The organism is Meiothermus luteus, from assembly GCF_003574085.1.
Lineage (GTDB): Bacteria > Deinococcota > Deinococci > Deinococcales > Thermaceae > Meiothermus > Meiothermus luteus.
The window spans coordinates 31,798-51,328 of record NZ_QWKZ01000002.1 but is presented as its reverse complement, the minus strand read 5'-3'; the positions used below and the strand labels follow the sequence as shown (position 1 = coordinate 51,328).

The 19,531-nt window shown below is 66.3% G+C and carries 20 protein-coding genes; 9 read left to right on the top strand and 11 right to left on the bottom strand.

The window, feature by feature from the left end:
- Positions 1-1,305: WD40 repeat domain-containing protein (locus Mlute_RS00835; RefSeq protein WP_147371015.1), on the top strand; the 1,305-nt coding region annotated here is incomplete at its 5' end.
- On the opposite strand, the gene Mlute_RS00830 is transcribed toward Mlute_RS00835, so the two are convergent.
- The 5 genes from Mlute_RS00830 to Mlute_RS00810 are packed head-to-tail and all read right to left on the bottom strand — an operon-like array spanning position 1,302 to position 5,431.
- Entirely contained in the window at positions 1,302-1,595 is a 294-nt protein-coding gene (locus tag Mlute_RS00830; protein ID WP_119358883.1) for a hypothetical protein, read from the bottom strand. The two genes, Mlute_RS00835 and Mlute_RS00830, sit on opposite strands and share 4 nt — an antisense overlap.
- Positions 1,596-1,616: 21 nt before the next feature.
- Positions 1,617-2,399, bottom strand: a complete 783-nt coding sequence (locus tag Mlute_RS00825; RefSeq protein ID WP_119358882.1) for a cobalamin-binding protein — start codon at positions 2,397-2,399, stop codon at positions 1,617-1,619.
- 5 nt (positions 2,400-2,404) lie between these two features.
- A complete protein-coding gene (locus tag Mlute_RS00820; RefSeq protein WP_119358881.1) occupies positions 2,405-3,643 on the bottom strand; it encodes a S1C family serine protease in 1,239 nt (412 codons plus the stop codon).
- Between the two features lie 58 nt (positions 3,644-3,701).
- Positions 3,702-4,562, bottom strand: coding sequence for a formyltetrahydrofolate deformylase (purU, locus tag Mlute_RS00815; protein WP_119358880.1), 861 nt, complete (start codon positions 4,560-4,562; stop codon positions 3,702-3,704).
- Positions 4,563-4,567: 5 nt separating this feature from the next.
- On the bottom strand, positions 4,568-5,431 hold the full coding sequence (locus Mlute_RS00810) for an alpha/beta hydrolase (protein WP_119358879.1): 864 nt from the start codon (positions 5,429-5,431) through the stop codon (positions 4,568-4,570).
- Positions 5,432-5,511: 80 nt separating this feature from the next.
- On the opposite strand from Mlute_RS00810, the gene Mlute_RS00805 reads away from it, so the two are divergent.
- The gene (locus Mlute_RS00805; protein WP_119358878.1) at positions 5,512-6,120 is read left to right on the top strand and encodes a TapB family protein; all 609 of its coding nucleotides are present in this window, start codon (positions 5,512-5,514) and stop codon (positions 6,118-6,120) included.
- Here Mlute_RS00805 and Mlute_RS00800 read toward each other — a convergent pair.
- Complete coding sequence (locus Mlute_RS00800) at positions 6,110-6,718, bottom strand: GNAT family N-acetyltransferase (RefSeq protein WP_119358877.1); 609 nt, start codon at positions 6,716-6,718, stop codon at positions 6,110-6,112. The genes Mlute_RS00805 and Mlute_RS00800 overlap by 11 nt on opposite strands.
- Before the next feature lie 22 nt (positions 6,719-6,740).
- Here Mlute_RS00800 and Mlute_RS00795 point away from each other — a divergent pair, with 22 nt between their 5' ends.
- From Mlute_RS00795 to Mlute_RS00780, 4 genes are all read left to right on the top strand, one after another.
- Positions 6,741-7,247 (top strand): MogA/MoaB family molybdenum cofactor biosynthesis protein, encoded by a 507-nt coding sequence (locus Mlute_RS00795; RefSeq protein ID WP_119358876.1) that lies wholly within the window; start codon positions 6,741-6,743, stop codon positions 7,245-7,247.
- Between the two features lie 25 nt (positions 7,248-7,272).
- Positions 7,273-9,114, top strand: coding sequence for an arginine--tRNA ligase (locus Mlute_RS00790; protein WP_119358875.1), 1,842 nt, complete (start codon positions 7,273-7,275; stop codon positions 9,112-9,114).
- Positions 9,115-9,229: 115 nt separating this feature from the next.
- Positions 9,230-10,885 (top strand): acyl-CoA mutase large subunit family protein, encoded by a 1,656-nt coding sequence (locus Mlute_RS00785; RefSeq protein WP_119358874.1) that lies wholly within the window; start codon positions 9,230-9,232, stop codon positions 10,883-10,885.
- Positions 10,886-10,911: 26 nt separating this feature from the next.
- Positions 10,912-11,562 (top strand): carboxylesterase family protein, encoded by a 651-nt coding sequence (locus Mlute_RS00780; RefSeq protein ID WP_119358873.1) that lies wholly within the window; start codon positions 10,912-10,914, stop codon positions 11,560-11,562.
- Here Mlute_RS00780 and Mlute_RS00775 read toward each other — a convergent pair.
- Together Mlute_RS00775 and Mlute_RS00770 are read right to left on the bottom strand one after the other, a co-directional pair.
- The gene (locus Mlute_RS00775) at positions 11,559-12,095 is read right to left on the bottom strand and encodes a phosphoribosyltransferase family protein (protein ID WP_119358872.1); all 537 of its coding nucleotides are present in this window, start codon (positions 12,093-12,095) and stop codon (positions 11,559-11,561) included. The two genes, Mlute_RS00780 and Mlute_RS00775, sit on opposite strands and share 4 nt — an antisense overlap.
- 54 nt (positions 12,096-12,149) lie before the next feature.
- Positions 12,150-12,692, bottom strand: coding sequence for a phosphoribosyltransferase family protein (locus Mlute_RS00770; protein ID WP_182482436.1), 543 nt, complete (start codon positions 12,690-12,692; stop codon positions 12,150-12,152).
- An 80-nt stretch (positions 12,693-12,772) separates the two neighbouring features.
- On the opposite strand from Mlute_RS00770, the gene Mlute_RS00765 reads away from it, so the two are divergent.
- Entirely contained in the window at positions 12,773-13,204 is a 432-nt protein-coding gene (locus Mlute_RS00765; RefSeq protein ID WP_119358870.1) for a bifunctional nuclease family protein, read from the top strand.
- 1 nt (position 13,205) lies between these two features.
- Here the strand turns inward: Mlute_RS00765 and Mlute_RS00760 are convergent, their stop codons facing one another.
- The 3 genes from Mlute_RS00760 to Mlute_RS00750 all read right to left on the bottom strand — a co-directional run bounded on the left by Mlute_RS00760 (position 13,206) and on the right by Mlute_RS00750 (position 17,371).
- On the bottom strand, positions 13,206-13,532 hold the full coding sequence (locus Mlute_RS00760; RefSeq protein WP_119358869.1) for a histidine triad nucleotide-binding protein: 327 nt from the start codon (positions 13,530-13,532) through the stop codon (positions 13,206-13,208).
- 37 nt (positions 13,533-13,569) lie between these two features.
- Entirely contained in the window at positions 13,570-14,712 is a 1,143-nt protein-coding gene (locus tag Mlute_RS00755; protein WP_119358868.1) for an MFS transporter, read from the bottom strand.
- A 67-nt stretch (positions 14,713-14,779) separates the two neighbouring features.
- A complete protein-coding gene (locus tag Mlute_RS00750) occupies positions 14,780-17,371 on the bottom strand; it encodes a tetratricopeptide repeat protein (protein ID WP_119358867.1) in 2,592 nt (863 codons plus the stop codon).
- A 124-nt stretch (positions 17,372-17,495) separates the two neighbouring features.
- Between Mlute_RS00750 and Mlute_RS00745 the strand changes: the two genes are divergently transcribed.
- Positions 17,496-17,960, top strand: a complete 465-nt coding sequence (locus tag Mlute_RS00745; protein ID WP_119358866.1) for a hypothetical protein — start codon at positions 17,496-17,498, stop codon at positions 17,958-17,960.
- 7 nt (positions 17,961-17,967) lie between these two features.
- Complete coding sequence (locus tag Mlute_RS00740; RefSeq protein WP_119358865.1) at positions 17,968-19,476, top strand: S8 family serine peptidase; 1,509 nt, start codon at positions 17,968-17,970, stop codon at positions 19,474-19,476.
- Positions 19,477-19,531: the final 55 nt, after the last annotated feature.

The following is a 19,531-nucleotide window of genomic DNA, read 5'->3' as shown; positions in this document are numbered from 1 at the left end:
GTCTACGGGGTGGGCTTTTCCCCCGATGGGAGGCTTGCGGCCGGAGGGGGCGAGGACGGGGTGGTCCTGTGGAGCCCGGAGGATGATAGGTTTTTGAGCCTTTTGGGACGGCCTTCGGTCCGGGCGTTGGCCTGGGGGGTTGAGGGCCTGTTCACCGGCGACCGCGAGGGGCAGGTTCATCGCTGGAGCCAAGAGGGCCTATTTGTCCGGCAGTTCGCTGCCCACCGCCTGGCGGTGAGCGCCCTGGTCTGGGCCCCGGAGGGATTGTTCAGCGGGGGCCAGGACGGGCGGATTGTCCGCTGGGAGGGGGAGCGCCCTAAGGCGGCCTGGGAGAGCGCACCGGTGCTGAGCCTGGCGGTGCGGGGTGGGCGGCTTTTGAGCGGGCACGACGACGCTCGAGCCCGGCTTTGGAGCCTCCAGGGAGGCCTCCTGCGCACCCTCGAGCCCCCAGCGGCCTCGGTGGCGGCGTTGGCCTACAGCCCGGACGGAAACCTCCTGGCCAGCGGGGGTTGGGAGGGGGAGGTGTGGCTCTGGAGCCGCCAGGGCCAGCCCGTCCGCAGGCTGGGCGAGGCCACCTTGGAGGTGGTGGCCCTGGTCTTTAGCCCGGATGGGCGATACCTGGCCGCGGGCAGCCGGGACGGCCTGACCCGCATCTACCGCGTGGAGAGCGGCCGCCTGGAGCGGGTCTTAGAGGCCCACGAGAACGGGGTTGGCTCACTGGCCTTTAGCCCCGATGGGCGGAGCCTGGCCACGGGAGGTCGGGACCGGTTGGTGCGGCTTTGGGACTGGCAGGGGGGGTGGAAGCGGCTGGAGTTCCGCGCGCACGAGTCCCACGTCACGGGCCTGGCCTTCACCCCGGAGGGCTGGGTTCTGGTCAGTGCCAGCAGCGATGGAAGCCTGGCCTGGTGGGCTTTGGGCCCCGAGGGGCCGCGGCTTTTGCGCCGGGTGGCCCATCCGGGGAGCATCCACGGCCTGGCCCAAAGCCCGGATGGACGGACCCTGGCCACCGCTGGCCACGACCTGCGGGTGCGGCTTTGGGAGACCCGGACAGGGGCCCTCAAGGGTGTCCTGGAAGGGCACCGGGAGCCCGTGCGGGCCCTGGCCTTCTCGCCCGAGGGAAGAAGGCTGGCCAGCGTGGGCTGGGACAAGAGCCTTCGGCTTTGGGGCCTCTGGGGCCAGCCCCTTCGGGACTTCTCGGGTTTCGTCCGTCCCCTCTATGCGGTGGCCTGGGGGAGCAAAGGCGAGCTGGCGGTGGGGAGCGGGAGGCTGGGGCAGGGTGGGACCATCACCCTTATCAGGCCCTAGTCAAGCCAGACCCTGCCGTAAGCCCGCACCTCGCCTTGGGGGAAGGCCTGCTCCAAGAGCTCCTGCAAGAACCGCCCCGCCTCTGGGAGCAAGCCGCTGCAGTCTTGGCCCACGTACAAGAAGACGTGGCGGGGCGGGTGGGGTGTTTGGCTGAAGGCCAGGGCCCCAGCGTACTCGGGAAAAGCCTGGTAGAAGGAGGCCAGCAAGGACTCCAGGGTGGACCGGGCCTCCGGCAGGGGTGCCTCCTCGGGCGGGCGCACCCAGAAGACGGTTACCTTGAGGGCCCTCATTGTGGCCGCCTCTAGCCCGGCTCAACCGGTCCCTCGAGCGAAGACCGGAACCCCCCGCAAGGCCTCGGCCAGCCTCACAGCCCCCTCGGCCAGCCGCGGCCCCGGCCGCCCCAGAAAGGCCTCTGGGAGGGCGAAGATCTGCTGGTTGCGCAGGGCCGGGACATCCAGCCCCCGGCGCAGCACCAGCTCTGGGCGGAGCTTTTTGGCCCCGCACCAGGAGACCACGATCAGGTCAGGCTGGGCCTCCTCCACCTCGCCGGGGGTGAGGGGTTTGGAGCGCACCGGCAGGTGCTCGAAGGCGTTTTTTGCCCCTAGGGCCTCGAGCAGCCCCGTTACCCAGCTATGCTTCCCCGCCGCAATCATGGGCCGGGGCCACCACTCCACCATCACCCGGGGAGGCCTGACCCAGTGGGGGAGGGAGCCCCGGGCCCGGGCCAGCATCTGCTGCATGGCCCGCACCACCAAGCTGCCCCGTTGCACCACCCCGAGCGCCTGGGCTACCCGTAGGATGTCGCCGTAGACCTCCTGGAGGCTTTGCGGGTCAAGCACCAGGTGGGGAATTCTCCGGGCCTGCAGGCCCTCCACCACCCGCTCCATGCCCGGCACGCTCAAGCTGGCCAGCACCAGGTCAGGCCTAAGGTCCTCCACCTTGTCCAGATCCACCTGCAGGTCCGGCCCCACCCGGGGCAGCCGGGCCACCTCCGGGGGGTGATCGGAATGGTCGTCCACCCCCACCAGCCAGTCCAAGCAGCCCAGGGCCCAGACGATTTCGGTGTTGGAGCAGGTCAGGCTGACCAGGCGCATGGTCTCTAACGGATGATCTGGGGCACCACCCGCACCTCGCGGGTCTGCCCCTCCCGCCAGACCTTTAGGGTCACGGCCTCCCCCTGCTTTTTGGAGAGGAGCACCGCCCGCAGGTCGTTGATGTTCCCGATGGGGTTGCCGTCGGCCTCCAGGATGATGTCCCCGTTCACCCCCAGCTCAATGACCTGGCCGGTGCGAAGCTGAAGCTGCACGGTGCGGGTGGCTGGCCGCAGTCCGGCCCGCTCGGCGGGGCTGCCCCGTTCAACCTGCTGGATCATAAGCCCCGTGTCGGGCAGGCGGTTCTGGCGACGGATGTTCTCCGGGTACTCGGCCATAGAGAGGAGGGAGAGGGTCACCCCTAGGCGGGGCCGGGAGCGCACGATTTCTTCGGCGGTGATGTTCTTGCCGGCCTTCAGGTCGGCCAGGTATTGCTTGGCCAGGTTGATGGGGATGGCGAAGCCAATGCCCGCCGACTGGGCTGTTCCGAGCATCCCGGTGGAGCTGTAGATAAAGGTGTTGATGCCGATGACCTCGCCCCTCGAGTTGAGCAAGGGCCCTCCCGAGTTGCCCGGGTTGATGGCCGCGTCGGTCTGAATCACGGTGGGCACGAAGGCCCCCTTGCCGCTGCCGCTGCCGTCGTTGGGGTTGCGCCGGATGGCCGAGACAATGCCCTCGGTCACGGTGAACTCCAGCCCGAATGGGTTGCCCATGGCGATGGCTTTTTGGCCCACCCGCACCTGGTCGGAGTCGCCCAGCCGCATAGGTTTGAGCCGGTCGCGGGGGGCCTGTACCCGGATGAGGGCCAGGTCCAGCGGCTCGGCGGTGCCCACCACGCGGGCCGGGTAGCTTTTGGGGTCGTTGTGGAAGCGGACGGTTATCTGGTTGGCGCCCTCAATCACGTGGTAGTTGGTGAGGATAAGGCCGTCTTGGTCAAGCACGAAGCCCGAGCCCGAGCCCTCCTGGGGCTGGGGTTGGAGGAAGGGTGCGAAGAAACCCAGGTCGCGGCTCACCTGCGGGGTGCTGCGCACCGCCACGAAGACCACCCCATCCCCGCTGCGCTGGACCACCTCTATGGTGTTGCGCTCGTTCTCCAAGAAGGCCCGGTTTTGGTCAAAGGGCTGCGTCTGGGCCTGCAGCGCAGGCTCGGCAGAGGGGCTTTGGCTCTTGCTCAGGTTGAACCAGGCCACCCCGCCCCCTACCATCAGGAGCAACCCTAGGAGCAGCGAAGCGTTTCTCATCCGCATCTCAAAAACCTCCTCCCTCTAGTGTAGCCAGGCTCGGTGAAGACGGCGTGAACCCCGATTATGAAAAGACCACGGTCTTGTTGCCGTGGACGATGATGCGGTCCTCCAGGTGCCACTGCACCGCTCGAGCCAGCACGGTGCGCTCCAGGTCCCGGCCCAGCCGTACCAGGTCGGCCACGTCGTGCCGGTGGGAGACCCGGACCACATCCTGCTCTATGATGGGCCCCTGATCGAGCTCTTCGGTCACGTAGTGCGCGGTGGCCCCGATAATCTTTACCCCTCGCTGGTAGGCCTGCTTGTAGGGGTTGGCCCCCACGAAGGCGGGGAGAAAGGAGTGGTGGATGTTGATGATGCGGTTGGGGTAGTGGGCCACGAAGTTTGGGGAGAGAATCTGCATGTAGCGGGCCAGCACCAAAAGGTCGCTGCCCGCTAGGAGTTCCAGCATTCGGGCCTCGGCCTCCTCCTTCTTATCCTTTTCCACCGGGACATGGTGAAAGGGAATGCCAAAGCGCTCCACCTCGGCCCTAAGGTCGGGGTGGTTGGAGACCACCTGGGTAATCTCGCAGGGCAGCTCCCGGTTGCTGTGGCGCCAGAGCAACTCCAGCAGGGCGTGGTCGTACTTGGAGACCAGGATGCCCACCTTCTTCAGGTCGGCGGCATAGGCGATGCGCCAGTCCATCTCAAAGCGGGCCGCCACGGTCTCGGCAAAGGCTTTCTCCAGAATCTCGCGGGAGACGTCCAGGTGGGGGGTCTGAAACTCCAGCCGCATGAAGAAAAGCCCTCCCTCAGGGTCGGTGGAGTGTTGGTCCAAGGCGGTGATGTTGGCCCCGTGGTGGAAGAGGAAGCTCGAGACCGCCGCCACGATGCCGGGTCGGTCAGGACAGGTGATGAGCAGCCGGGCGGTTGTGTCGGAGCGCATACCGGCTAAAGGGTATCGGCTTTGGGCCCTGGGCTCAACCACCCCTGGCCCAGCAGGAAGCGCACCATTCCGGGAAAGCGCCGGGCCCAGTGGGCTTCGTGGTGCGCGCCGTGTTCGTCCTCCAGGTATAGGTAGTCCACCCCCGGACGCCAGCCCTTGCGCAGAAGCAGACGGTGCATGCGGCGCACATCCTCTAGGTAGCGGTGGGCTTCCCGTCCGGAGAGGGTTTGCTCCAGGTGGCCCACGTCCATATACAGCCGACCCGGTGCCCGCGGGGCCTGCTCTATGAGGGCGTAGATGGCCCCTTCGGCAAACCAAAAGGAGGGGCTCATCACCCCGGCCCGGCCGAAGACCTGGGGGTAAAGGTGGTAGGCGCAGAGGCTGATAAACCCGCCCATTGAGGAGCCCGCGATGGCGGTGTGCTCGCGGGTGGGCAGGGTGCGAAACTCCCCGTCAATGAAGGGTTTTAGGGTCTCCACCAAAAAGCGCAGGTACTGCTTCCCCCGCCCTCCCCCGTACCGGGGGTCGCGGAAGGGGCTGTACTCGTCCAGCCGCTCCAGGCCCATGTTGGGGATGCCCACCACGATGGCCTCCAGCGACTCCCTGGCCAGGGCCTCCATGCTCTCATCCACCCCCCACTCCCCCACGTAGCTGGTGGCCTGGTCAAAGAGGTTTTGTCCGTCGTGCATGTAAAGAACCGAATAGCGCCCCGCGCTTTGGCGGTAGGAGGGCGGTAGGTAGACCAGGATGTCCCGCCGGTTGCCCAGCTCGGGGCTGTAGAACCCTTCGTAGACCCACACCTCGCCCACCACGCTGTGGCCGGGACCGTTGGGGTGGGGCTTCCAGCTTTGCACGCCAGGGGCACGCATTGGGCTATTCTACGGCCTCCAGGTTGGTTTTGTTGGTCGGGCCAACATCCCCTAGGGGTTTTTTGGCCAGACTGGCCCTGATGCGGTTTTTGCTCCTTAGCATGGCAGTCCTTGGCCCGGCCCTGGCGTGCTCCACGGCCTTTTACCCCACCGACCCGGGCTTGCGCTGGCGCTACCGGATTTTGGGAGAGAACCGGACCTACCTGCAAAGCTTTACCCCCACAGGCCCCAACACCCTTCTGGAGCGGCGGGAGTTTCCCGACCGCACCGAGACCACCCCTTGGACCTGCACCCCCCAGGGGCTGCGCACCCTACCGGAAGGGGAACGGGCCATCCCCGGGGGGAGCCTGCGGTTCACCGGGCTCAAGGGGGTGGTGCTCCCCAGCGGCGAGCGCTGGCGGGTGGGAGAGGCCTGGAACTACCGCTACGAGCTAAAGGGGAGGGTGGCCTTTTTTGAGCTGCAGGGCTTCCTTGAGGTGGAAAACCGCATTGTGGCCAAGGAGGACATCACCGTTCCGGCGGGGCGATTTGAGGCCCTGCGGGTTGAGGCCAGTTTCCGAGGAGAGTTTGGCATCGGCTTCGGGGGTAGGGCCACCTACTGGTTCGCTGAGGGGGTAGGGGTGGTCAAGCAGGTGAGCGAGGGCAGCTTCGGAGGGATCAGCAGCGAGCTCCTGGAGTTCAGGCGCTAGGCTCCGCTCCGTACAGCCGGGCCTCGAGCCGGGCCTTCACCTGGGGCCACTCCTCGTCCAGGATGGAGTAGATGGCGGTGTCCCGCACGGTCCCGTTGGGGTATATCTGGTCTTTGCGCAAAATTCCCTCAAGGGTGGCCCCCAGCTTCTCTATCGCCCGGCGGCTTTGCAGGTTGCGGGCATCGGCGCGGAACTGCACCCGTATGGCCCCCAGGGTTTCAAAGGCGTGCTTGAGCAGCAGGTACTTGCTTTCGGGGTTGGCGTACCCCCCCTGGAAGGGGGTGAATATCCAGGTGGTGGTTTCCACAGAGCGGTAGGTCGGGTTGACCCGCACGTAGCCGGTACGCCCAGCCATGCGGCCGCTGGCCTTGTCCACGATGGCCCAGTTGACCCGGTCAGGGGCCGCGAGGAGCGAGCGGATGTAGCCCTCCATGGCCTCCAAGCTGGCCTCCTGGGGGGCGTTGCTCAGGTACTGGACCATCCTGGGGTCATAGTGCTCGAGCAGCGCCGGGGCGTGTTCCAAGCGCAGGGGTTCTAGGAGGATGAACCGGCCTTCCAGGGGGACGCTCTGGTGCCACATATAACCCAAACCTACCATCCTGTTGGGCTAGACTGGAGGGGTGATTCGAGTGGGCGTGCTGACCATTTCCGACCGCGAGGCCCGCGGCGAGGTGGAAGATTTGGCCTACGCGGCCATTCGCGAGGCTCTGGCCCTGGGCCCCTACGAGATTACCCACTACGAGATCGTGCCCGACGAACCCGCCCAGATTAAGCGGGTGCTGCGCTTGTGGACGGACCGCGAGGGCCTGGACGTCGTCCTCACCAGCGGCAGCATCCGCCTAAGCCGCCGCGACCACGCCCCCGAGGCCACCCGCGAGATGCTGGAAAAAGAGGCCCCGGGCATCGCCGAGCTTATCCGGCGGGAAGCCTACAAGAAAAACCCCTTGGCTGCCCTCTCGCGGGGGGTGGCGGGGGTGCGGGGCAAGACCCTGATCGTGAACCTGCCCGGGGGGCCCCAGGCCTGCCGGGACTCCCTCGAGGTGCTCCTTCCCCTTTTGCCCGAGGCGGTGGAGCGCATCACCGGTCGGCCGGTGGGCCAGCTCGCCCAGTCCTTCTGGTTTGAGTGAGGCTGAACTCTGCTATTCTATTGCGGTGTTGGCGCCGCGTCAGGACATCAAAGCCCAGCTCAAGCAGGCCCTAAGAGAAGCCCTGCTCGCCCTCGGCCTGGATGAGCTGCCCGAGGTGGTGGTCCAGGAGACCCCGCCGGACAAGGAGGGCGACTACGGCACGCCGCTGGCCATGAGCCTGGCCCGTGCCCTGCGCAAGCCCCCCCCTCAGATCGCCACTGAGCTCCTGCAGCGCATCGTGCTGCCCCCCTGGGTGCGGCGGGCCTTCGTGGTGGGGGGCTACCTGAACTTTGAGCTCGAGCCCGCCTTCCTTCTGGAAAACGCCCTTGCCCCCCTTCCCCCCTTTGCCCCCAAGGGGGGGAAGGTTCTCCTGGAGCACACCTCGGTCAACCCCAACAAGGAACTGCACGTGGGCCACCTGCGCAACATCTGCTTGGGCGATTCCCTGGCCCGCATCCTGCGCTTCGTGGGGCATCGCGTGGAGGTGATGAACTACATTGACGACACCGGGCGTCAGGCTGCGGAGAGCCTTTTCGCACTGGCGTACTTTGGCCTCAAGGACCCAGACCCCTCGGTCAAGTACGACCACTGGGTGGGGGAGGCCTACGTGCGGCTCCACCGGGCCATGGCCGATGCCGAGCAGAAGGCCCAGATTGAGGCGGGGGTGCAGGCCACCCTACACTGCTTGGAGGCCGGGGAGCTTAGGGATGAGGTGGACCGGATTCTGCGGGCCCAGCTCCTCACCATGTACCGCTTAGGGGCTGAGTACGACGCGTTGGTCTGGGAGTCGGACATCGTGCGGGAAGGCCTACTGCAAAAGGCCATGCGGGCCCTAGAGGCCACCCCCTACGTTTTTCGCCCCAGCCAGGGTAAGTACGCGGGGGCCTTGGTGATGGACACCAGCCCCTTTATCCCAGGGCTGGAGGACCCCTACCTGGTGCTCATCCGCTCCAACGGTACCTCCACCTACACCGCTAAGGACATTGCGCTGCAGTTCTGGAAGATGGGGCTTCTGGAAGGCCTCAGGTTCCGCCTCTACGACACCCAGCCCAGCGGGGCCCCCCTCTACAGTACCCATCCCCAAGGGGAGCCCATGCCCTTCGGCGGGGCCCAGGAGACCATCAACGTGGTGGATGCCCGCCAGAGCCACGCCCTGAGGGTGGTGCAGGCGTCGCTCGAGGTCGAAGGACGGCATGACTTGGCAGAGCGTTGCTTCCATCTGGCCTATGAAACGGTCCTGTTGGAGGGCCAGCAGATGTCTGGGCGGAAAGGCATCACCGTTTCGGTGGATGAGGTGCTGGACGAGGCAGTGCGGCGGGTGCGGGCGGTAATCGCCGAGAAAAACCCCGATCACCCCAGCCCCGAGGAGGCCGCCGAGCAGATTGGCGTAGGGGCGGTGCGCTTTGCCATGCTCAAGACCGAGGCCAAAAAGCAGATAGACTTCCGCTACGAGCAGGCCCTGAGCCTGGAGGGGGACACCGGCCCCTATGTGCAGTACGCCTATGCCCGGGCTGGCTCCATTCTGCGCAAGGCCGAGGAGATGGACCTGTTGGGGGAGAGGCCTGACCTTGCCCAGGCCACCCCTTACGAGGTTGCCCTGGCCAAGACCCTCCTGCGTTTTGGGGAGGTGGTGCAGGAGGCGGCCCGAGCTAGGGCCCCCCACCTCCTGGCTCAGTACCTTCTGGACCTGGCGGCGGCCTGGAATAGCTTCTACAACGCCAAGACCCCCGAGGGAAAGCCCGCTACCCCGGTCCTCACCGCACCTCCGGGGCTGCGAGGGGTGCGGCTCGCGCTGGTCGCAGCCCTGCGCCAGACCCTACGGCAGGGCCTGGGCCTCCTGGGCCTGAAAGCCCCTGAGGTGATGTAGCCCTTCTTTGCCCATTTTGGGGGATGGCTGCGCCCATCCCCACTTTTTTGGCCACAAGGCGGTCAATCTAACGGAATAACACACTTCTGAGATAAATACGTTATATAATCTGGCCATGGCACAGCCTAGACCCAAGCATGCTTGGATGCGGGAGACCTACCGGAAGTCGGTGGAAAAGATGCCTGAGCGTCCCGTGGCCCACCGCACCCTCTCGGATATCGCCCCGGAGCCCCTCTATACCCCCGAGGACCTGAAGGATTTTTGCTACGAGGGGAAGCTCGGCTACCCAGGGGAGTACCCCTACACCCGGGGGGTCTACGGCTCCATGTACCGCTCCAAGCTCTGGACCATGCGCATGTTCGCCGGCTTTGGTACCGCCGAGCAGACCAACGAGCGCTTCAAAAAACTCCTCAAGGCGGGTCAGACGGGACTTTCCGTGGCCTTTGACCTCCCCACCCTGATGGGCTACGATTCCGACCACCCCCTCTCCAAGGGCGAGGTGGGCAAGTGCGGGGTGGCGGTCTCGAGCCTGGCCGACATGGAAATCCTCTTTGATGGCATCAATCTGGAGGAGGTCACCACCTCCATGACCATCAACAGCCCGGCCAACGCTATCTGGGCCATGTACCTGGCCGCAGCCAAAAAAAAGGGCTACCGCTGGGAAAAGTTGGGCGGCACCATCCAGAACGATATTCTGAAGGAATTCATTGCCCAAAAGGAGTTCATCTTCCCACCCGAGCCCAGCGTCAAGTTGGTCATCGACACTTTTGAGTGGGGGCCCAAGCACGTGCCCAAGTGGAACTTCATCTCGGTCTCGGGCTACCACATTCGTGAGGCGGGCTCCACCGCCGTGCAGGAGTTGGCCTACACCCTGGCCGACGGCTTTGAGTACGTGGAGTGGGCCCTAAAGCGTGGCCTGGACATCGACGAGTTCGCCCCCCGCATCTCCTTCTTCTTCAACGCCCACAACGACTTCTTTGAGGAAATCTGCAAGTTTCGCGCCGCCAGGCGCATCTGGGCCAAGGAGATGCGCCACCGCTACGGGGCCAAGAACCCGCAAAGCTGGATGCTCCGCACCCACGCCCAAACTGCCGGGGTCTCCCTCACCGCCCAGCAGCCGCTCATCAACATCGCCCGGGTGGCCATCCAGGCCCTGGCGGCCGTGCTGGGGGGGACCAACAGCCTCCACACCGACGCCTACGACGAGGCTTTGGCCCTGCCCACCGAGGAAAGTGCCAAGATTGCCCTGCGTACCCAGCAGATCATCGCCTACGAGTCGGGCGTGACCCACACCGCCGACCCCCTGGGGGGCAGCTACTACGTGGAGTGGCTCACCGACGAGATGGAGCGCCAGGCCATGGCCATCATTGAGGAAATCCGGCGCATGGGCGGGGTGGTGCGGGCCATTGAGGAGGGCTATTTCCTGCGCGAGATCGCCGACGCCTCCTACCGCTTCCAGCAGGAAGTCGAGCGGGGCGAGCGCATCATCGTGGGGGTGAACGCCTTCCAGGACGAGGGCTTGCAGGTGCCCATCCAGCTCATTGACCCCGAGGTGGAGCGGGTGCAGGCCGAGCGGCTGGCTCGGGTGCGCCGCGAGCGCGACCCCGAGGCGGTGAAGCAGGCCCTTGCGGCGTTGCGGCAGGCCGCCAAAGAAGGCCGCAACACCATGCCCTACTTTGTGGACTGCGCCCTGGCCTACTGCACCCTGGGCGAGATGATGGATGAACTCAGGGCGGTGTACGGGGTCTACGAGGAGCCGGTGTTGGTGTAGGGTGGGCCCTCCGGTAGACTTTGGGCATGCCCTTTCTCTACCGCAAGCCCCGCGGCCTGTTGCCCTACGCCCTGTACCTTCCCCAAGGGGAGCCCCCTGAGGGGGGTTGGTCCCTGGTGCTCTTTCTCCACGGTTCCGGTGAGCGGGGCGGCGATGGGAAAAAGCAGACCCGGGTGGGTTTGGGGCCGGCTATACAGGAAAACCCTGAAGGCTGGCCGGCGGTGGTCTTAATGCCCCAGTGCCCTAAAGGGGAGTGGTGGCGGGGGGAAGTTTTGCAGAAGGCCTGTGAGCTGCTGAACCGGGTGGAGGCGCAGTACCGCACCAACCCCCGGCGGGTCTACCTGACCGGTCTTTCGATGGGCGGTTATGGCTGTTGGAACCTGGCCTGTCTGTACCCGGAGCGCTTTGCTGCGGTGGCTCCCATCTGTGGGGCTGCCGACCCTTTTTGGGTCTGGCAGCGACTCTCCAAGGTGCCCATCTGGAACTTTCACGGGGCTGCCGACGAGGTGGTCCCGGTGAGCTTCTCTCGCGCCCTGGCCGATGCCTTGGCCAAAGCGGGGAACACCCAGGCCCACTTTACTGAGTATCCCACCGAGAAACACAACGTGTGGGACAGGGTTTACCGAGACCCCACCTTTGTTCGCTGGCTTTTTTCCCAGGAGAAGGCCGCGGGCTAGGCGGTTTGCAGGATGGGAATTGCCGAGAGGAAGGTGACGGGCAGCTTGCTGTTGCCCTGGTGAAAAGCCGCCAGACGGGCCACCACGTTGGCCCCTGCCCGTTGGGCTACCTTCTCGAGGGCCCGCATGGTGCCCCCTGAGGAAACCACGTCAAAGACCAAGGCCACGTTCTGGCCCAGCAGCTTCTCAGCCATACGGCTGTCCAGCCAGAGGGTCTCGCTCACCCCCAGGGTGAGGGATTCCACCTCCTGGATGATGGGGTCTTGCATGTAAGGGCGGCGCTTGCGCCGGACCACCACGTAGGGCTTGCCGCAGATGGCGCTCATGGCGTGGGCCAGCACAATGGGGGAGGTCTCCAGGGTCAGCAAGGCGTCCGTTTCGGGGGGGAGGTGCTTGACCAAGCCCTCGGCAGCGGCCTGCACCAGCTCCACATCGCCCATGATCTCCACCAGCGGGATGTGCACCCCCGGCAGGGTCTCCACCACCGGCACATGACGGGTGATTTTCCCAATTGTGATGGGGTAGGTTTCCATAAAAAGACTCCTTCCCTTTAGGTTATCGGTGCAGGATGAGTATACGCATAAGGCCTACTCCGGTTTGAACAAGGGCAGGTGGCCCAAGGCAATCACATCATCCCGCGGGGAGCCCTCGGTGAACACCGCCAGCACCGCGCCCACCTGGCCCCCTACCTCGCTGATGAGGTCGGATAGGCCCTTTAGGGTGCTGCCGGTGGAGACCACGTCGTCTACGATGGCCACCTTCTTGCCCTTGATGAGGGGCACGTCGCTGCCGTCCAGCACCAAGAGCTGAGGCTTGCCGGTGGTGATAGAGATGACCGTGCGGGAAACGGGGTTGATCATGTAGGGCTTCTCGGTTTTTCGGGCCACCACGTAGGGCTTGCCGCTCAGACGGGAGAGGGCGTGGGCCAGTGGGACGGCCTTGACCTCTGGGGTGACCAGGGTGTCAATGTCGGGGGGAAGGCGCTCGGCCAGGGCCGCTGCGGCCCGCTCGACCACCTCGGTATCCCCCAGCATATTGAACAGCGCTACCGCCACGTCGGGCCCTACCTGCACCACCGGAAGCTCCCGGCGCACGCCGGCAATCTCTACGGGATAGGTTTTCACGGCCATAGTTTATAGGCTGCTGGGGTAAAAGCAAGGGCCTGCTTTGCGGCACACTTTTGCCGCTTTCAGGGGCGTATACTCAAAGCATGGTGCCCGCGCGCATCGAAGGTATGGGGGTTGACCCCGGAAACGGCAACCTGATCGTGATGCTCAAGGCCGAGAACAACCTGGTTTTGCCGGTGGTGATCGGGGCCTTGGAGACCCAGAACATCATGATCCACCTTTCCGGTGAGAAGCCGCCCCGTCCCCTAGGGCCCGACCTCTTCTACAACACCCTCGAGCTCCTAGGGGTGAAGGTGCTGCGGGTGGAGATCGTGGAACTCAAGGAGGGCACCTTCTATGGGCGGCTGGTGTTGGAGCACCGCGGTATGGAGTACGAGGTAGACTGCCGCCCCTCCGACGGGATGGCCCTGGCCATCCGGGCTGGGGCGCCCATCCTTATCGCCGAGGAGGTGCTCAAGCAGGCCGGCATCCAGGAGTCCCAGCTCACCCGTCAGGGCGAGCCGCCCAAGGCCTAAGCTAGGCGTCGGAGCGCAGGTGTACGTGCACGTGAAAAACCTCCTGGCCGCCTTTTTCGCCTACGTGAATCCTAAGGAAATACCCCTCGAGGCCCATCTCTCGAGCAATCCGGTTTGCGGTGAGCATCAGCCGGCCCAGCTTTAAGGCCCCCTCTGGTGTGTCTGGGTAGTCGGCCAGGGTGGGGATGTACTCCTTGGGGCAGACCAGGATGTGCACCTTGGAGCGGGGCCTGATGTCCTTGAAGGCGATGAACTCCTCGTCTTCGTAGACGATGTCGGCGGGAAGCTCGCGGCGGATGATTTTGCCGAAGACGGTGGGGTTCTCCATGGCCTACAGTATAGCCAAGCGCCTATAGGACCCCACCTCAGGCCCGCTGGGGCGCTGCCCTTGCCTCCTGCACGGATAGGGACAGGGTGAGGGCCGGTACCAGCAGCAGGCCCAGCAGGCTCAGGCTCTCAACGACCCCGAAGCGCTCTACCAAGGGTCCCACCACCCCATAGAGGAGCCCGGCGAAACCCCAGGTGAAGCCCATCAGCAGCCCCGAGACGGTGGCCATCTGGGCAGGCTCGTGTTCCTGGGCCATGGCCACCGCCACCGGTACCCCAGCGTTCATCAGGGCCCCGGTGAGGGCCAGCAGGCCCACGTACAGGGGGTTCTCGGGCGGAACCAGGAGCAGCGCCAAGTAGAGGGGAATGGCGAAAACCATGGTTCCCACCAGCACGTTGCGCCGCCCCAGTCGGTCGGAGAGGGTACCCCCTAGAAAAGCCCCTACCGTGGCTGAAACGCTGTAGACCGAGAGGGCCAGGGCCACCTGGGCATCGGGGAGGCCCCGCTGGTGGAACCAGAAGGGGATGGTGGTGGAGAAGCTCATGAACACTACGCTGCGGAGGGTGGAGACGGCCCACAGCCGGGCCACCTGGCCCCGGAAGACCCGGCCCACGTCCCGGAAGGTGGAGGGCCGGCCTTGGGGCCGGGCAGGAGGGGCCTGGCGCAGGAGGAGCAAAGCCGGTACTAGGGCCAAGGGGATGAGCCAGGCCAGGGCCTTCAGGCCGCCTTGGTTCACCACCGCCAGCGAGACCACCGGGCCCAGGGCCAGGCCGATGTACCCCCCGGTACCAAAGAAGCTCATCCAGAAGCCCCGCCGGGCAGGGTCGGCGTACTGGCCCACCAGGGCCGCTCCCGCAGAGTGGAACAGGGCTGAGCCCAGCCCCGAGAGGGCCAGCATGATCCCGGCTACCCAGAGGCTGGGGAAAAAGCCCAGCAGGCCACCGCCCAGGGCCATGAGCAGGGGCCCTAAAGCCGCCAGCAGCCGCCGGTCGTAGCGGTCGGCAACCAGGCCCGCTAGGGGCTGCAGCAGGCTACCGGTGAGGGATTGTAGCGCCACCAGGGACGAAACGGCGCCGTAGCTCACGCCGAAGGCGGCTTGGAGCTTGGGCAATAAGGGGGTGAGGAAGGCCCCGAAAAGGTCGTTGGTGGCGTGCAACCAGGAGAGCAAGAAGGGCAGCACCCCTAGAGCATACGCTTGGGGTTTTCCCCTGGAAAGGGCATTGAGGCGCAAAGCCAGACAGCCTGCTTCAGCTGGGGCTTCTTTGGGTGCGGCCTAGCTCCTTGCGAAGCCGCCTTTGCCAGGCGCGCTGGAGTTCTAGGGCTCGAGCCTCCTCACCCCTCAGCAGGTGAAGCTCCACCAGCCGGGAGAAAGCCTCCTCGTCCAGCGGGTCCAGCTCCAGTAGGCGCCGAAGGTAGTGGGGCTCGCTTTGCTGCAGGAATAGCCCCCGCACCTTTGCCCTTAGCTCGTGCCGGCGTTCCTCTAGGGCGTTCAGGTACACCCCCGGCATCAGCGGCTCGTGGTAGAGCTCCAGCACCCGGGGGGCTGCGCCCACTTCCAAGGCGGCCTCGAGCTGCTCGAGGTCGCTTTCTACCCGCACCAGCCTGTCGTTTTGTAGATAGGTAGGCACCCCCCAGGGCTCCAGGCTCTTGCGCAGGCGGTTCAGCCAAACCGAGAGGTTGTTGCGGGCGCTCTCCTCGTCCAGGTCGGGCCAGAGTTCAAAGGCCACCTCGCTGCGGCTTAGGCCCAACAGCAAAAGGGCCAGCACCTCTCGCCGGCGTCCCTCCAGCGCCACCTTGCCCAGCGGCCCCTGCAGGCTGAAACGCCCCAGGACCTGCGCCCGCAAAGGGGGTATCTCCTGCGCCCGCAGCCGAACCGCGGCCTGCCAGCCCGAGGCCAGCACCTCCCGTAAGGGGTAGGCCTGGGCCAGCTCGGGGCGGTCCGGGGGCAGCTCCTCCAGCCGCAGCAGGCCGGGCAGAACACGCCTGGCCTGGTGGGGGATTAGGTGGAGCAGGGCTTCTAGGTCCTGGATGTTCCGGCTTATCCGGTACCGCACCACGTGCCAGTGCAGCCGCTCCTCGCGGTTGGTGGGGTAGGGGGGCAGGGCGCTTAGGTCTTTTCCCAGCTCAGCCCGGGCCAGCCCGGCAAAAAAGCCCTCCAGGCCCTCTACCCAGCCGGGGTCTTTTTGCAGCAGGGCCAGGAAGGCCCGCCCCCGCTCCACCAGGTAGGGGCTTTCCCACAGCCCGGCCCGGCTTACCAGCCGCTCCAAGGCCTCGGGGTTTTCCTGTAGGTAGGCCAGGTACATCTCCGCCTCGAGGCTGGCCAAGGGGTTGCCCGGCGTGTGGACGGCTTCCTCAAAGTACGTCTCAGCCCGCTGGCGCTCCCCTAAAAGCAGGTACAGCCGGCCCAGGTCACGCAGGCTGCCCGGCCGGTTGCTCTGCAGGGGGCCTGTGAGGCTGGGGATGATTTCCTCTAAGGTGCGCACCCGCTGTAAAAGGTCGCCGTACAGCTCAAAGCGCAGCAGGCTTAGGTTGTTAAGGGGGGCTAGGCGGAAGGGGCTGCCCGGGGGCAGCAGCTCCAGGGCCTTTGCCAGGAGCCTCTCGGCCTCCTTGGGTTCGCCGCCTTCAAAGAATATGCGGGCCGCGTCGTTGAGAAAGCGCCCCGCAAGCTCGGGGGAAACCCGGGGTAAGAGCTCCAGGCCCCGTTTCAGGTAGCCCCGGGCCCGCTCCAGGTCTTTCCCCAGCATGGGCTCGGCGTAGTAGTAGGCCAGGTGGCCCAAGGCGGTAAGGGCCAGCCCGGCTTCCTCGGCGTCGGTTAGGGATTCCAGGAGGGCAAAGCCGCTCCGGTCGCCGCTTTGGAGCAGGGCTTCCCCCAGGCGCAGCCGGGCGCGGGCCCCCCCCTTCTCCAAAAGGCCCCGCCAGGCCACCAGCCGCTCTGGGGGTATCTCCAGGGTGCGGGGCTCTTCCAGGAGGGTCAGCAGCTCCTGGTGGAGCCCAGCCTGCCAGAGGGCCTCGGCCCGCAGGCCGGGGGGCAGCCGGGTCTGCTCGGTCCGCACTACCGCCCGTACCTCCTGGATCAGGCTTTGCTGGGCCATGCGCTTGAGCAGGTCGTGAAGCTGGAAGCCCTCTGGGGTTTTGCGCACCAGGCCCTTTTGGAAGAGCTCGTGGGTGGCCTCGGTGGCTATTCCCTCGGGCAGGTAGAGCAGGACACTCATCAACAGCCCTTCGCGAAAGGCGGGTGGGGACAGGCTGTCCCGCAGTCCGCGCAGCAGGGCTGAGGCGTCGGGGGGTTCTTGGGTGAAGGCCGAGAGGTAGAGGGGCAGCGGCCAGCCCCCGGTCATCCGGTAGGCCTTTTCCCAGTCGTCCCGCCCGGCGAAGAGGGCCTTGGCCTCCTCGGGGGTGAAGGCCAGCTCCAGGGCCCCAAGCTGTATCAGACGCCCCTCAGCCCGGAGCTTGGGCAGCTCAGGATAGCCCAAAGCCTCCCGGCTGGCCAGGAGCACCAGCGCAGGTAGGGTGCGCAGGAGGGGGGAGAGGGCTTCGTCGCCCCGCAGGTCTTCCAGCACCAAGAGGGTGGGTTCCTGGGCCAGGGTCTCAATGAGGGGGGCCCATGGGGCTTCGGAAGGCAGGCCCAAGGCCCGTGCCACCTGGTCCTTAGGGTCACCGAGGAGGCTCGAGGCCCAAAGGGTGCGCCAGCCCAGCCGGGCCGCGAGCTGACCGGCCAGCACGCTCTTGCCAAAACCCGCCGGGGCCTGCAACAACACCACGTATCCGGTGGTCATGGGCAGGAGCTCCAGCAGCCTTTCGCGCACCAGGAACGTGGGGGAACTCCAGCTTAGGGCCATACTGTGGGTCATCTTATCGCTCCCGATGGGGCTTTGTGGGGTATTTCGCACACCCCAGTTAAGGTTTTTGTAAGCCCCCCTTGGCTAACCTAGCCCTGGCGCAATGCCGTTTAGGAGGTTAGGGATGAAAAAGCTGGTCTGGATTGGCTTCTTGCTGGTGCTCTCGGCTTTCGCTCAGGGAAGGGCCTTTTTGGAAGGATCGACCTCGAGCATAGACCTTACCTTCACCAACCCCACGCAGTTTGGGCTGCAGCTGGATCTTTCGGGCGGCGTGAAGGAGCTGGCGGGGCCCTTTGGCCTCAAGGGTGGAGCTGGGATAAATGTAGAGCAAGGTACCGCCAGCTTTAATCTGTCGGCGGGCGCGCTTTTTAGCTTTGGCCGCTCGGGCATCATACCCCAGGCGGGGCTGGGCTTTAGGGCCAACTTCGGTGGGGGAACCACCACCTTTGCCGTGCAGGCGCAAGTGGGGCTGGAATACCCTGTCAACCGGAATGTCTCGCTGGTGGTGGACACCCTGCCTACTGTGACGTTTGGCGGACAGACCGTTTTCGCAATTAACATGCGCGCGGGGCTGCGGGTCTACCCCTGAGCGCTGAATGCAGCGGTTTGTCCTCCTAGGCCTGGGGCTGGCGCTGGCCGGCTGCGCCGGGGAGCGGGGGCTCGAGGCCTTCCTCGAGCCCCCCCGCTTGGTGGCCGACGCCGGCGGAAGCGCCGCGCTGCGGCTGCGGCTGAACCCTCCTCCGGGGGCCTCCTTCGCCGTGCGGTTGGCCCTGGAGGGGCCGCCCGAGGGGCTTAGCCTGGGCCAGGAGGCCCTGGAGGTGGCCTACCCCACCTCGCTTGACCTCCCTTTGCGGGTTCCTCCCGAGACCCCCGCGGGCGACTATACCCCTGCCCTGTGGGTGCGCTGGGGGCGGGGGGAGCTTCGGCTGGGCTTCGCCCTGCGGGTGGTGCGGGCCTGCGCTGCGGCCGGCGGCGCCACCTACCTGCTGCGGGAGGGGACCTCGGTGCCGGCCGGGCTCGAGCGGGTGCGCCCCTCGGCCCTGCCCGGCTTCGACCTTTACCGCCTGCGGGAGGGGCCCGCCCCGGCTGGGCTGCGCCACCGGCGGCTGCGCCTTTTCCGGCAGCCCAACGACCCCCTCTACCCCCGGCAGTGGTACCTGCGGGCCATCGGCATGGAGCAGGCCTGGGACACCGAAACCGGGGCGGAGAAGCCCATCTGGATAGGGGCGGTGGACTCCGGGGTGCTGCCCCACCCCGACCTGGAGGGGGTAGAGGGGTACGACTTCGTGAGCGACCCCCAGGCAGCGGGCGACTGCGATGGGCGCGACCCCGACCCCAGCGAGCCCTTGCAGAAGGGAGAGACAACCGGCTTTCACGGCACCCAGGTGATAGGCCTGATGCTGGCCCGAAGCGACAACCAAAGGGGCATCGCCGGGGTGCACTGGGGGGCTAGGGGGGTGATGGCCCGGGCCTTTGGCGGGTCTGAGGGGGAGGACGCCGATGCTATAGAGGCCCTCCTGTGGCTGGCTGGGCTGCCGGTGCCCGGGGTGCCGCTCAACCCCTATCCGGTGCGGGCGATCAACCTTTCTTTTGGCGGGGAGGGGAGCTGCCCGCCGGGCTCCCCCTGGTACGAGGCCACCCAGCGGGTGCTGGCCCTGGGGGTGGTGCTGGTGGCCGCGGCGGGCAACCAGAACCGCCCTGCGGAGGGCTTTGAGCCGGCCTCCTGCCCCGGGGTGGTGGCGGTGGGGGCCACCGACGCCCTGAACCGGCGGGCGAGCTACTCCAACTACGGCCCCCGGGTAGACCTTTACGCGCCCGGTGGGGCGCTTTCACGCGACGACGACAACGACGGCCAGCCCGACGGCCTGCTCAGCCTGGGGTTTGCCCAAGGGGCCCCGGGGTATGTCTACGCCCAGGGCACCTCCTTTGCCGCGCCTTTGGTGAGCGGGGCGGCAGCCTTGCTCCTCTCCCGCGAACCCGGCCTGTCCCCTGCCGGCCTGGCCGAGCGGCTGCGCAGCCGGGCCCAGCCCCTGCCACCGGAGAACTGCGCCCCCCAGGCTTGCGAGATGCGCCTGCTGGATGTGGGCCGGGCTTTGGGGCCCTAGGCCCTGCGGTTAAGGGTTTTGTAAGGGGAGAGCCGCTAGGGTAGGAGCCGGAGGT